Genomic DNA, 13,858 nt, shown 5'->3' with positions numbered 1-13,858 from the left:
CGAGGAGAACCGTCGTGCTAGAAGAATACCGTAAGCACGTAGCTGAGCGTGCCGCCATGGGGATTGTTGCCAAACCCTTAGATGCAACCCAAATGGCCGCGCTGGTAGAACTGCTGAAAAACCCGCCTGCGGGCGAAGAAGAATTCCTGTTAGACCTGCTGATTAACCGTGTACCGCCGGGCGTCGACGAAGCCGCCTATGTTAAAGCTGGATTCCTTGCCGCGATCGCCAAAGGCGAAGCGACCTCCCCTCTTGTAACCCCTGAAAAAGCCGTTGAACTGCTGGGCACCATGCAGGGTGGTTACAACATTCATCCGCTGATCGATGCGCTGGACGACGCGAAACTGGCGCCGATTGCCGCGAAAGCGCTGTCTCATACTCTGCTGATGTTCGATAACTTCTACGACGTAGAAGAGAAAGCAAAAGCAGGTAACGAGCATGCTAAACGGGTCATGCAATCCTGGGCTGACGCTGAGTGGTTCCTGAACCGCCCGCAGCTGGCAGAGAAAATCACCGTTACCGTCTTCAAGGTCACCGGCGAAACCAATACCGATGACCTGTCTCCGGCGCCGGATGCCTGGTCGCGCCCGGATATCCCACTGCATGCGCTGGCGATGCTGAAAAACGCCCGCGAAGGAATTGATCCGGACCAGCCGGGCGTCGTCGGCCCGATTAAACAAATCGAAGCCCTGCAGCAGAAAGGCTATCCGCTGGCCTACGTCGGCGACGTGGTCGGTACGGGTTCCTCGCGTAAATCCGCGACCAACTCGGTGCTGTGGTTTATGGGCGACGATATTCCGAACGTGCCGAACAAGCGCGGCGGCGGTCTGTGCCTGGGCGGCAAAATCGCGCCAATCTTCTTCAACACCATGGAAGATGCGGGTGCGCTGCCTATCGAAGTTGATGTGTCAAACCTGAACATGGGCGACGTGATTGACGTTTACCCGTTCAAAGGTGAAGTGCGTAACCACGAAACCAACGAACTGCTGGCCAGCTTCGAGCTGAAGACCGATGTGCTGATCGACGAAGTGCGCGCCGGTGGCCGTATTCCGCTGATCATCGGCCGCGGCTTGACCACCAAAGCGCGCGAAGCGCTGGGGCTGCCGCACAGCGACGTCTTCCGTCAGGCGAAAGACGTGGCGGAAAGCACCCGCGGCTTCTCTCTGGCGCAGAAAATGGTTGGCCGCGCCTGCGGCGTTGCCGGTATCCGTCCGGGCGCCTACTGCGAGCCGAAAATGACCTCCGTCGGTTCTCAGGACACCACCGGTCCAATGACCCGTGATGAACTGAAAGACCTGGCGTGCCTGGGCTTCTCCGCTGACCTGGTGATGCAGTCCTTCTGCCACACCGCAGCCTATCCGAAGCCGGTTGACGTGACCACGCACCATACCCTGCCGGACTTCATCATGAACCGCGGCGGTGTTTCTCTACGTCCGGGCGATGGCGTTATCCACTCCTGGCTGAACCGCATGCTGCTGCCGGATACCGTGGGTACCGGCGGCGACTCCCATACCCGTTTCCCAATCGGTATCTCCTTCCCGGCGGGCTCTGGTCTGGTGGCCTTCGCCGCTGCGACCGGCGTGATGCCGTTGGATATGCCGGAATCGGTGCTGGTGCGCTTCAAAGGGAAAATGCAGCCGGGTATCACCCTGCGCGACCTGGTTCATGCCATCCCACTGTATGCCATCAAGCAGGGCCTGCTGACCGTTGAGAAGAAAGGTAAGAAAAACATCTTCTCTGGTCGCATCCTCGAGATCGAAGGTCTGCCGGATCTGAAAGTCGAGCAGGCATTTGAACTGACCGATGCGTCCGCTGAGCGTTCTGCTGCCGGTTGCACCATCAAGCTGAACAAAGAGCCGATCGTTGAGTACCTGAACTCCAACATCGTCCTGCTGAAGTGGATGATCGCCGAAGGCTACGGCGACCGCCGTACGCTGGAACGCCGTATCCAGGGCATGGAAAAATGGCTGGCGGATCCGCAGCTGCTGGAAGCCGACGCTGACGCGGAATACGCGGCAGTGATCGACATCGATCTGGCGGATATCAAAGAGCCAATCCTGTGCGCGCCGAACGATCCGGACGATGCCCGTCTGCTGTCTGACGTGCAGGGCGAGAAGATCGACGAAGTGTTCATCGGTTCCTGCATGACCAACATCGGCCACTTCCGTGCCGCCGGTAAGCTGCTGGACAGCCACAAAGGCCAGCTGCCGACTCGCCTGTGGGTGGCGCCGCCAACCCGTATGGACGCCGCGCAGCTGACCGAAGAAGGCTACTACAGCGTGTTTGGTAAGAGCGGGGCGCGTATCGAAATCCCTGGCTGTTCCCTGTGTATGGGTAACCAGGCTCGCGTGGCCGACGGTGCGACGGTGGTCTCCACCTCCACCCGTAACTTCCCGAACCGTTTAGGTACCGGCGCTAACGTCTATCTGGCCTCTGCCGAGCTGGCAGCGGTGGCTTCTCTGCTCGGCAAATTGCCGACGCCGGAAGAGTACCAGACCTTCGTGGCGCAGGTGGATAAGACAGCGGAAGATACCTACCGTTATCTGAACTTCAACCAGCTGGATCAGTACACTGAAAAAGCTGACGGCGTGATCTTCCAGACCGCGGTGTAAAACCATTCGGTCAGCCCGGCTGACCGTTTGGCGATAAACTCCCCAATGCCCGGTGAACATTGCATCACCGGGCATTTTTATTTCCAAACCTCCTGCCCGTTACGCTTTTTTTCTTTCTGTCTGCTGCGATAATTACTGCATGGGTACAGTGCAGCGGTGACGCATTGCCCTTGCAGAGGAAAAGACTATGGACTACGAATTTCTGCGCGATATTACCGGAGTGGTAAAGGTGCGAATGTCGATGGATCACGAGGCGATCGGCCACTGGTTCAACGAAGAGGTGAAAGACAATCTTGCCCTGCTTGATGAAGTAGAGCAGGCTGCACGCACCGTGAAGGGCAGTGAACGTTCCTGGCAGCGGGCTGGCCATGAATATACGCTGTGGCTGGATGGCGAAGAGGTGATGATCCGCGCCAATCAGCTGGAGTTTTCCGGCGACGAAATCGAGGAGGGGATGAGCTACTACGACGAAGAAAGTCTCTCTCTCTGCGGCGTGGAGGATTTCCTGCAGGTCGTTGCCGCTTATCGTGAATTTATGCAGCAGCGTTAATGACGCCTTTTATGTCGGGTGGCGCAAGAGCGTAGCCCTGCTAAGCGTAGCGTGAGCAGGGGAAATCCCCGGGTAGCGGCTGGTGCCTTACCCGGGCGACCAGGCGGCGCAGAATCCCAGGCCCGGCAAGCGCAAGCGCCGCCGGGCATTTCCAATATTACACGGCAGGAATATTGCGGCCGTAGTAAATCTCGCGCATCTCTTTCCACAGCAGGTCGGTAATGACCTTGCGCTCTTCGGCGGTCAATTCTTCCGGTCGGGTATGGAACATGTAGTGCTTAAGGTCGAACTCCTTGAGCAACATTTTGGTATGGAAGATATTTTCCTGATAAACGTTCACATCGACCATGTCATACAACGACTTAATGTCATCGGACATAAAGTTCTGAATCGAATTGATTTCATGATCGATAAAATGCTTCATCCCATTGATATCGCGGGTAAAGCCGCGCACGCGGTAGTCAATGGTCACAATGTCCGATTCCAGCTGGTGGATCAGATAGTTCAGCGCTTTAAGCGGAGAAATGACCCCGCAGGTAGAGACTTCGATATCGGCGCGGAAGGTGCACAGTCCACCTTCCGGATGGCTCTCCGGGTAGGTATGCACGCAGATATGGCTCTTATCGAGATGGGCGACCACGGTTTCCGGTAACGGACCTGGATGTTCGGTCTGGTCGATAAGCTTGGGATCGACAGGCTCTTCGCTGACCAGAATGGTCACGCTGGCGCCCTGGGGTTCATAATCCTGGCGGGCGATATTCAGGATATTGGCGCCAATAATAGAACAGGTTTCTGTCAGGATCTCCGTCAGGCGATTGGCATTATAGAGTTCGTCGATATAAGCGATGTAGCCGTCACGCTCCTCTGCCGTTTTGGCGTAACAGATATCGTAGATACAAAAACTCAGGCTTTTGGTCAGGTTGTTAAAGCCATGCAGCTTCAATTTTTTCAATTTAGTTCACCCCCTTACTTCGCGTCACGGTGCGGACAAAGCATCATGCAGATATTGTGGTAAGGCGAAGGCCGCCGTATGGATTGCCGGATTGTAGTAACGGCAGGTCAGGTTGGCTTTGTGAAAGCGCGCCTGAATGATTTCGCTGGAGAGATGGCGCAACGCCTCGTTGTCGCTCGCCCAGGCAAAAGTCATGATCCCGCCGTAATAGGTTGGGATGGCCGCCTGGTAGAAGCTGACGTCGCGAAAATAGTGGCTCAGTTTGCGATGGCTACCGACCGCTTCGTCCTGCTGCAGGAAACAAACGCCGTTTTGGGCAACGAACACGCCCCCCGGGTTCAGGCAGCGTTTGCAGCCTTCATAAAAAGCCGAGGTGAACAGGCTTTCGCCCGGACCGATAGGGTCGGTACAGTCCGAAATGATCACGTCAAACGTTTGCGTCGTCTGGTTAACAAAATTGACGCCATCATCAATCACCAGCGTGAAGCGCGGATCGTCGTAGGCCCCGGCGCTATGGTTGGGCAGGTACTGACGGCAGAATGAGACCACCCCGGCATCGATTTCCACCATGGTGATGGTTTCGATGCTACGGTGACGAGAGACTTCGCGCAGCATCGCGCCGTCGCCGCCGCCGATGATCAGGACATGCTTCGCGTTGCCGTGGGCCAGCAGCGGCACGTGGGTCATCATTTCGTGATAGATAAACTCATCGCGTTCGGTGGTTTGCACGACGCCATCCAGCGCCATCACCCGGCCAAAGGCGCGGTTGTCGAAGATGATCAAATCCTGATGATCGGTTTTTTCGTGGTACAGCACGTTATCAACGCTAAAGTACTGACCAAAATGGTCATGCAGCGTTTCATGCCACAGTGGATTATCGGCCACGGTGAGGCTCCTCCTTCGTTAACATCTGTTACACCCGTAAAACGAGTGCAACATCATAGACAACTATAGATGAGGATGCACGGCGGTTATTGCAGCAATGCGGCAGGAATAACCGCCACCGCCCGGGGAGAGCGGTGGGGGGAGGGTTATTTCGCCGGTGCGGGTTGGCTATCTACTATCCGCACGGAATAAACCATGGTGGCGCCTGGCGGGATTTTCGGCGGTAATCCTTTACTGCCATAGGCTTTTTCGGGCGGGACGACCAGCGTCAAGGAGCCATGGTTCTGCAGGCGTTGCAGCGGGCCGCGAAACACCGGGGGATAGGCATCTAGCTTCTGGGTGAGCGCCTGATCTTTCGCTTCCATATCGTTGATCACTGTCCCGTCCGTCAGCATCTCTTTGATTACTACGGTGACCAGATCGTTACCGCTTATTTTTCCTTTGCCCGGATAATCGACGCGACTGTAGACGCCATCTTTGAAGACCACATCTTTTTTGCGCGCAAACGCCTGCTGATATTTCTTACCGGCACTGATGTTTTTCTGCTCGATTTTATTCAGGTTCTGGAAAACCTGCTGCGAGACGTCAAACAGCGCCTTGTTACGCTCCTGTTCTCCGAGACGAAGCTGGCCGCTAAAAGCATCTTCGATACCCCGCAGCACCAGCCCGGCGTCGACGGTAATTCCCTGAGTGCGACGGGTGGTGAGAACGTTAAGGGCTTCTGCTCCCATCGAGGCGCCGATCGCATAAGCCTGCTGTTCTCCCGATGCGCTGAGTTTGGCGGCGGCGCTCTCGCCGCTGCGCGTTTTAGACTGTACAGAAAGCTGTGTTCTCAGCAGTTGGATTTCATCTTCTTTCATCCGTAGCTGGGCGTTGTCTTTATCCGCCTGCAGGCGGTAGGCTGCAACAACCGCCGCCATTTCCGGCGGCTCATTTTTTGGCGCTGCAGCGGTGTCAGGGCGGGTTGTTGGCGCTTTTTCCGCGGCGGCCAACCGGGCGGTTAACGACTGCTTGTCGGCGTTTAGCGCCTTGACCTGGTCGAGAGCGGCCTGCTGTGTTTTCTCCGCGGCGTCGAGCCGGATAGTCAGCGACTGCTTATCGGTGGTCAGCGCTTTGACCTGGTCGAGGGCGGACAGCTTCTCTTTTTCCGCCGCGGCCAGTCGGCTGGCCAGCGGCTGTTTATCAGCGTTCAGTGTTTTGGCCTGGTCGAGGGCGGCCTGCTGTGCCTTCTCCGCAGCGGCGAGCCGGATAGTCAGCGACTGCTTATCGGTGGTCAGCGCTTTAACCTGCTCGAGGGCAGCCAGCTTCTCTTTTTCCACCACGGCCAGTCGGGTGGCCAGCGGCTGTTTGTCGGCGTTAAGGGCTTTGGCCTGGTCGAGGGCGGCCTGTTTCTCTTTTTCCGCAGCCATCAGCCGGGCGGTGAGTGTCTGCTTGTCTGTGTCGAGGGCGGTGAGCTGGCCGAGTGCGGTCTGCTGTGCTTTTTCCGCGGCGGCCAGCCGGGAGGTCAGCGTTTGTTTATCTGTATTCAGCGTGGTGAGGCTGGTGCTGAGCCGTTTATTTTCCGCTTCGACGCTCTGAAGCTGCGACGTTAATTGTTGGATCTGCTTAAGTGCGGCAACCTGGCTCTGTTGCAGAGTATTATTCCGGGCAACGACTTCCTTTTTAATTAACGTCTCATTTTCCGCCGTGGCGGCGGTTAAGGCGAGCTGTAATTGCTTTATTTTATTATTTAACGCCGCTTGCTCATTCGCAATGGATGTATCCGTGGCTGGTGTGGCGGTAAGCTGTTTTTTTAATTGTTGGATAATTTTATCTTTTTGCGCAATCGTTGCCTGTTGGCTGGCGATTCTTTTTTGCAACTGTGCGTTATTGGCCGTCGTTTTTTTATTGTCCGCGTTCTGGCGAGCGTCTGACGCTTGCTTTGCTGTGGCCGCAGAGCTTTTCTCTTCTTGCGCTTGAGCTTGCTGAGTTTGCTGCTGGGCGTAATCGAGAAAAGCCGGCGTAGCACCGGCGTAGAATGAGGTTGAAAGCGCCAGCGCCGCGACGAGCATCAGCAGTGGTGCTTTAGGGGTCAGCGTGGCGGGTTTGTTCATGGCAGTTTGTTTTCACCACGCTGTACCAGGGTATCGATCAGCGTTTTCTGGATATCGGAACACAGTTTGATGGATTTAAACTGGTACATGGAGTCAATGCCCAGTCGGGTGGGATCGGCCACTTTATCGCGCACATTGTTGTATTGCGATGCCGAACGCACCAGGGCATTGAACTCATTGCTGAGTTTAGTTGCCTGCTGTGGGTTCACCTCTTTAAGTGAATCCAGCGCCTTTCGGCAGGACTCAATACGCTCCTGTTCGCTGGCCGCTCGCTCCTGCTCAGCCTGCTGCTGTGATGTGAGCGGCGTGGTGATCGGTTTTACCTGCTGGCGAGAAGAGGTATTGCTACAGCCCACTAATAAAAGTGCGGCGAGCGGGATAATACAGAGAGTCGGCGAGATATTCACAATTTCAGTCCATGAAGTAGGGATATTTTCACCGGATTCTAGAAGGGTGATTTTTATTTTGCAATATATGGATAATGATATTTTATTAGTTTTTTAGTCATTCATCATTATTAGGGGTTTAATTTATTTGGCGAATTGATAGGTTTGCAATTAAATAATGTTTGTTTATATACAATAATAAATATAGATATAAATATTTAAATGTGACAAATGAAACGGCAAAGGCGCGGAGCGTGACCGTCCGCGCCGGTCATTATTTGACGTAAGCCAACAGGCTGAGCGAATCGCGGGCCAGCGCTTTGCATTTTTTCGCCGTCGGGATGTTAATACCGCTGAGATCGCGGTAGCTATCCTCGCCAAGCGCTTTCATGTTGTAGCTGTCGTAGTTGCTCAGGTCCCACTGGTTCTGTTGGGCAAAGAACACCAGCGCGCGTCGGATCTGTGTATTGGGCAGGTTCTGGTAGCCACAGTCGTTTTTCAGAAACACAAAAACCGCGGTTAAATCAGCCATATCTTCTGCTTCTGATTCGCTGAGCGCGTAGCTGTTGGCGGAGAGAGCAAGCAGGCTGCCGAGTACCATTGTTCTGAAAAGCGTCTTCATTTTTTCTACCATTAGATCACCGACGCTTCAAATTAGCATACTTCTTTACACAGCGCCGATCTTTATTCTTACTCTTCTGCTTGACCTTCCCGTTACGGTAGGGTTTAAGCTCAAATATTCGCCCGCAGAATAAAAAGGATGTGAATATGCAACGTCGAGACTTCCTCAAACTGACCGCCGCGGTTAGCGTGGCCAGCGCATTACCGCTATGGAGCCGTGCGGTTTTTGCGGCCAGTCGCCCGGCTCTGCCGATACCGACGCTGTTAACGGCCGATGCGCGCAACCGTATCGCCCTGACGATCCAGGCGGGCAAAACACAGTTTGGCGCTCTGCACGCCACCACCTGGGGCTATAACGGTTCACTGCTGGGTCCTGCGCTACAGTTGACGCAGGGGAAGACCATTACGGTTGACATTACCAACCAGCTGGCGGAAGAGACCACGCTGCACTGGCATGGCCTGGAGGTCCCGGGCGAGGTCGACGGCGGACCGCAGGGGGTTATCGCCCCGGGCGCCACCCGTACGGTGAGCTTCACGCCGACGCAGCGGGCGGCCACCTGCTGGTTTCATCCGCATCAACATGGGACCACCGGCCGGCAGGTGGCGATGGGGCTGGCCGGCCTGGTGCTGATCGAGGATGAAGAGAGCGGACGCCTGCTGCTGCCTAAGCAATGGGGAATCGATGATGTGCCGGTGATTGTCCAGGACAAGAAGTTCACCGCCGCCGGCGAGATCGACTACCAGCTGGATGTGATGAGCGCCGCTGTCGGCTGGTTTGGCGATACGCTGCTGACCAATGGCGCTCTCTATCCCGAACATGCCGCCCCACGGGGCTGGCTACGTCTGCGCTTGCTAAACGGCTGTAATGCCCGTTCCCTCAATTTTGCCACCAGCGATAAGCGTCCGCTGTACGTGGTGGCCAGTGACGGCGGTCTGTTGGCCGAGCCGGTGAAGGTCGATGAATTGCCGGTGTTGATGGGGGAACGCTTTGAGGTGCTGGTGGACACCAGCGACGGTAAACCTTTCGATCTGGTGACCCTGCCGGTGAGCCAGATGGGCATGGCCATTGCGCCTTTTGATAAACCGCAGCCGGTGCTGCGCGTTCAGCCGCTGGTCATTCCCGCCTCCGGCAAACTGCTGGATACGCTGGCCACGCTGCCGGCGTTACCGTCCCTGACGGGGCTGACGCAGCGTCAGCTCCAGCTGTCGATGGATCCGATGCTCGACAGGATGGGCATGCAGGCGCTGATGGAGAAGTATGGCGACCAGGCGATGGCGGGAATGGACCACGGCATGATGGGGCATGGCGGCATGGGCGACATGAGCAATATGCACCATGGCGACATGAGCAATATGAGCAATATGAACCACGAGGCTGGTCGGGATCATGGCATGTCGTCAGGCAAGGGGTTTGATTTCCATAACGCCAACCGCATCAACGGCAAAGCCTTCGACATGAATGTGCCGATGTTTGCCGCGGCCAGAGGCCAGTATGAGCGCTGGGTGATATCGGGTAAGGGCGACATGATGCTGCATCCGTTCCATATCCACGGCACCCAGTTCCGTATCCTCAGCGAGAACGGCAAGCCGCCAGCCGCGCACCGCAGCGGCTGGAAAGATACCGTCCGCGTGGAAGGTGACGTCAGTGAAGTGTTGGTGAAGTTTGATCATCCGGCGCCGAAGGAGTTTGCCTATATGGCCCACTGCCACCTGCTGGAGCATGAAGACACCGGGATGATGTTGGGATTCACGGTTTAGGGCTCTGCGGCCTGCTGCCATCTTCCATGGGGAGAAGGGATAAACACAAAAAAAACGGCAACTTTCGTTGCCGTTTTGCGTTTTATTTGGCGTCATCCGGGAGCGCATAGGCGACGATGTAATCGCCCATTTTGGTACCGAACGAGCCGTGACCGCCGGCAGAGATGACAACATACTGTTTGCCATTCACTTCGTAGGTCATTGGGGTGGCCTGACCGCCGGCTGGCAGACGGGCTTCCCACAGCTTCTCGCCGTTGCTCATATTGTACGCGCGCAGGTAGTTATCTGCGGTCGCGCCGATGAACAGGACGTTACCGGCCGTGGAGATCGGACCGCCAAGCATCGGCATCCCCATGGTGAACGGCAGCTTAACCGGCATCGGGAACGGCAGGCTGTCCTGCGGAGTACCGATACGTTTTTTCCATACCACTTCGTTGGTTTTCAGATCCAGCGCGGAGATATAGCCCCAGGCCGGTTGTTTGCACGGCAGACCGAACGGCGACAGGAACGGATTCAGAGTGACGCCGTACGGGACACCGTACTGTGGCTGCACGCCGGACTCGGTGCCAGAGCCTTTCGCATCTTTCGGCGGCTCCATCGGGTTGCCCGGGCCGCGTGGGATCAGTTTAGAGACGAACGGCAGCGCCATCGGGTTGGCAATAGCCACCTGACGGTTCGGATCGACGGAGATACCGCCCCATTCAAACATCCCCAGGTTACCCGGGAAGACGAGAGTGCCCTGCTCAGATGGCGGGGTGAAGATACCTTCATAGCGCATCTGGTGGAAGATCACGCGACACACCAACTGGTCGAACATAGTGGCGCCCCACATGTCCGCCCCGGTCAGATCTTTCTTCGGACGGAAGCTCAGATCGGAGAACGGCTGGGTTTTGGCGACGTAATCCCCTTTGGCAGCGCCCTGCGGAACCGGTTTTTCCGGGGCCGGGACCACCAGCTCGCCATTACGGCGATCCAGTACGAAGATGTTGCCGGTTTTCGCCGGGGCATAGACGACCGGTACGGTTTTACCATTAACCTCAATGTCAGCCAGCGTCGGCTGGGAGGGCATATCCATATCCCACAGATCGTGGTGGACGGTCTGGTAGCTCCAGGCCAGCTTACCGGTGGTGGCGTTCAGCGCCACAATCGAGCTGGCGTAACGCTCTTGCTCCGGCGTGCGGTTGCCGCCCCAGATATCCGGGGTGGTCACGCCCATCGGCAGATAGACCAGATCCAGCTTAGCGTCGTAGGCGGCAGGCGCCCAGGAGTTCGGTGAGTTGAGCGTGAAGTGATGTTCATCGCTCGGGATGGCGTTCGGATCTTTCGCACCCGGATCGAAGGCCCACAAGAGTTTACCGGTATTCACATCAAAGCCGCGGATGACGCCAGACGGCTCGCGGGTTGAGAAGTTATCGGTGACCGCGCCGGCAATCACGATGGTTTTATCGGTGATAATCGGCGGAGAAGTGGGTTCATACATACCCGGCGTGGTGACCGGCATGTTGGTCTGCAGGTTGAGAATACCTTTATTGGCAAAGGTTTCGCACAGCTTACCGTTGTCGGCGTTCACCGCGAACAGGCGGCCATCGTTCACCGGCAGGATAATACGGCGCGGACAGTCGGCGACGACGTCGGCAGGCGCGTTATCCGCTTTGGCTTCGTGATAAGAGACGCCGCGGCAGGTGACGTGCTGGAACGACGGATCGGCGTTCAGCTGCGGGTCAAAATGCCACTTCTCTTTACCGGTGGCCGCGTCCAGCGCGAACAGACGCTGGTGGGCGGTACACAGGAAGAGCGTGTCGCCGACTTTAATCGGCGTCACTTCGTTGGTGATTTCACCCGGGTCGTTCGGTTGCTTCAGGTCGCCGGTGCGGAATACCCAGGCTTCCTTCAGGTTCTTCACGTTGTCGGCGTTAATCTGCTTCAGCGGAGAGAAGCGCTGGCCTTCCTGGTTGCGGCCATAGGCCGGCCAGTCGCCGTCGGCAACGTTGGAGATCGGCGCGGCCGGGGTGGCGTCGGCGCTCAGGGTGCCGTTGACTTCCTGCGGGTCGTTAAAACCAGCCCAGGTCAGCATGCCGCCGCTGATCAGCAGGGCGACGACCAGCGCGCCAACGGCGCCAGCGGAAGGCACCGGCAGACGACGCCAGACAAAGGGCAGGATCAGCCAGATGCCAAAGAAGACGAGGATATCGCTACGCGGCGTCAGCGCCCAGAAGTCGAAGCCGACTTCCCAGACGCCCCAGATCATGGTCGCCAGCAGCAGCGCAGCGTACAGCCACAGCGCAGCGCGTTTGCCGCGCAGCAGCATTACGGTCACGCCCAGCATCACCAGACCGGCGATAGGGTAGTACCAGGAGCCGCCAAGCACGACCAGCCATGCTCCGCCGATTAAAAGATAGAGGCCGCAGAACGCTGCAAATAGCGCAGTCAGCGTCACCAGGAGCCTTGATTGTTGAGACTTTGTTTCAGCCATAGAAAGTTACTCATGTGTTTGTTAATTTTTTAACTGCAATTAATTATAGGTTTTAACAAGTGTGATCGGAATCACAAATATGGCTTTATTAATCCCTGCACCGAAGATTTCTTTTTGCTGGTATACTGGGTGGCTTGCCGGTCATCGTCGGGGCGAAAGCAGCGGCTTTGATGATTTATATTTAGAATCAAATGGTTAGTCTTATGAAACATACTGTAGAAGTGATGATCCCGGAATCCGAGATCAAAGCGCGCATCGCGGAACTGGGTCGTCAAATCAACGAACATTACCAGGACAGCGGCAGCGAAATGGTGCTGGTGGGGCTGCTGCGCGGCTCATTTATGTTCATGGCCGACCTGTGCCGTGAAGTGCAGGTGCCGCATGAAGTCGATTTTATGACCGCCTCCAGCTACGGCAGCGGCATGTCCACTACCCGTGATGTGAAAATCCTCAAAGATCTGGATGAAGACATCCGTGGTAAAGACGTACTGATCGTGGAAGACATCATCGACTCCGGCAATACCCTGTCTAAAGTGCGTGAGATCCTCAGCCTGCGCGAGCCGAAATCGCTGGCCATTTGTACGCTGCTGGATAAACCAAGCCGTCGTGAAGTGAATGTCCCGGTTGAGTTCGTCGGTTTCGCCATTCCGGACGAGTTCGTGGTGGGCTACGGTATCGACTACGCCCAGCGCTACCGTCATCTGCCGTATATTGGCAAAGTTACCCTGCTGGACGAGTAAGAGATATCCCCCCAGGACAGCGCGCGCTGCGCTCTTCAGGGGGGCTAAGCCTGAAGGCTATTTGTGGTTGATGTGCTTGATCTTGAGGTTGGAGATGCCGTGGCGATAGCGCTGTTCGAGGGTTTCCCGGCTCACGGCGGTGACATCCAGATCGCGCAGCAGCCCGTCGTGAATGCCATATGCCCAGCCGTGGATGGTGACCTTCTGTCCGCGCTTCCACGCCGATTGCATAATCGTCGAATGTCCCAGGTTGTACACCTGCTCCATCACGTTGAGTTCGCAAAGGGTATCCAGACGGCGCTCCTCCGGCATTTCACCTAGCAGTGAGCTGTGCTTGAACCAGATATCGCGGATATGCAGGAGCCAGTTGTCGATAAGCCCCAGCTCCGGGTTTTCCACCGCCGCCTGCACGCCGCCGCAGCCGTAGTGGCCGCAAATAATAATGTGCTCGACTTCGAGGACATCGACGGCATACTGCACCACCGACAGGCAGTTCAGGTCGGTGTGGATCACCAGGTTAGCGACGTTACGATGGACAAACAGTTCGCCAGGTTCCAGGCCGGTAAGTCGCTCAGCGGGAACGCGGCTGTCAGAGCAGCCAATCCAAAGGAAGCGCGGTTTCTGCGTCTGCGACAGTTTCTCAAAAAAGCCGGGGTCCTCTTCCACCAGCATTTTTGACCATAGTGCATTATTGCTGATGAGTGTATCTATATCATTCATGGACGTTATCGGCCTGTAACCAAGTAAGTGCGTTGCGCTAATATAGGGTAAGCTCACCTTTTTTAAAA

At 56.3% G+C, this 13,858-nt stretch carries 12 protein-coding genes; 5 read left to right on the top strand and 7 right to left on the bottom strand.

Annotation, left to right across the window (positions count from 1 at the left end; genetic code table 11):
* The first annotated feature begins 14 nt into the window (after positions 1–14).
* On the top strand, positions 15–2,612 hold the full coding sequence (gene acnB / locus DTA24_RS23515) for a bifunctional aconitate hydratase 2/2-methylisocitrate dehydratase (RefSeq protein ID WP_008807407.1): 2,598 nt from the start codon (positions 15–17) through the stop codon (positions 2,610–2,612).
* Positions 2,613–2,799: 187 nt separating this feature from the next.
* Positions 2,800–3,162, top strand: a complete 363-nt coding sequence (gene yacL, locus DTA24_RS23510; protein ID WP_004204373.1) for a protein YacL — start codon at positions 2,800–2,802, stop codon at positions 3,160–3,162.
* A 157-nt stretch (positions 3,163–3,319) separates the two neighbouring features.
* On the opposite strand, the gene speD is transcribed toward yacL, so the two are convergent.
* The 5 genes from speD to DTA24_RS23485 form a co-directional block, all read right to left on the bottom strand.
* Positions 3,320–4,114 (bottom strand): adenosylmethionine decarboxylase, encoded by a 795-nt coding sequence (gene speD / locus DTA24_RS23505; protein ID WP_008807406.1) that lies wholly within the window; start codon positions 4,112–4,114, stop codon positions 3,320–3,322.
* Positions 4,115–4,138: 24 nt separating this feature from the next.
* Positions 4,139–4,999 (bottom strand): polyamine aminopropyltransferase, encoded by an 861-nt coding sequence (gene speE, locus DTA24_RS23500; RefSeq protein ID WP_008807405.1) that lies wholly within the window; start codon positions 4,997–4,999, stop codon positions 4,139–4,141.
* A gap of 146 nt (positions 5,000–5,145) precedes the next feature.
* A complete protein-coding gene (locus tag DTA24_RS28475; protein ID WP_131027579.1) occupies positions 5,146–6,408 on the bottom strand; it encodes an FKBP-type peptidyl-prolyl cis-trans isomerase in 1,263 nt (420 codons plus the stop codon).
* A 680-nt stretch (positions 6,409–7,088) separates the two neighbouring features.
* Positions 7,089–7,499, bottom strand: coding sequence for a hypothetical protein (locus DTA24_RS23490; RefSeq protein ID WP_023297070.1), 411 nt, complete (start codon positions 7,497–7,499; stop codon positions 7,089–7,091).
* 253 nt (positions 7,500–7,752) lie between these two features.
* Positions 7,753–8,100, bottom strand: a complete 348-nt coding sequence (locus DTA24_RS23485) for a YacC family pilotin-like protein (RefSeq protein ID WP_002888808.1) — start codon at positions 8,098–8,100, stop codon at positions 7,753–7,755.
* Positions 8,101–8,246: 146 nt separating this feature from the next.
* On the opposite strand from DTA24_RS23485, the gene cueO reads away from it, so the two are divergent.
* Complete coding sequence (gene cueO / locus DTA24_RS23480) at positions 8,247–9,857, top strand: multicopper oxidase CueO (RefSeq protein ID WP_008807402.1); 1,611 nt, start codon at positions 8,247–8,249, stop codon at positions 9,855–9,857.
* A gap of 82 nt (positions 9,858–9,939) precedes the next feature.
* Here the strand turns inward: cueO and DTA24_RS23475 are convergent, their stop codons facing one another.
* Entirely contained in the window at positions 9,940–12,330 is a 2,391-nt protein-coding gene (locus DTA24_RS23475; RefSeq protein ID WP_008807401.1) for a glucose/quinate/shikimate family membrane-bound PQQ-dependent dehydrogenase, read from the bottom strand.
* Positions 12,331–12,409: 79 nt separating this feature from the next.
* On the opposite strand from DTA24_RS23475, the gene DTA24_RS28465 reads away from it, so the two are divergent.
* The gene (locus DTA24_RS28465; protein ID WP_012542835.1) at positions 12,410–12,529 is read left to right on the top strand and encodes a hypothetical protein; all 120 of its coding nucleotides are present in this window, start codon (positions 12,410–12,412) and stop codon (positions 12,527–12,529) included.
* A 4-nt stretch (positions 12,530–12,533) separates the two neighbouring features.
* On the top strand, positions 12,534–13,070 hold the full coding sequence (gene hpt / locus DTA24_RS23470; protein ID WP_004204384.1) for a hypoxanthine phosphoribosyltransferase: 537 nt from the start codon (positions 12,534–12,536) through the stop codon (positions 13,068–13,070).
* A gap of 57 nt (positions 13,071–13,127) precedes the next feature.
* Here the strand turns inward: hpt and can are convergent, their stop codons facing one another.
* On the bottom strand, positions 13,128–13,790 hold the full coding sequence (gene can, locus DTA24_RS23465) for a carbonate dehydratase (protein ID WP_004204385.1): 663 nt from the start codon (positions 13,788–13,790) through the stop codon (positions 13,128–13,130).
* Positions 13,791–13,858 lie beyond the last annotated feature (68 nt).

Source organism: Klebsiella sp. P1CD1 (genome assembly GCF_003790505.1).
In the GTDB taxonomy this organism is placed as follows: domain Bacteria; phylum Pseudomonadota; class Gammaproteobacteria; order Enterobacterales; family Enterobacteriaceae; genus Klebsiella; species Klebsiella variicola.
This window is presented reverse-complemented; position numbering and strand designations above follow the sequence as displayed.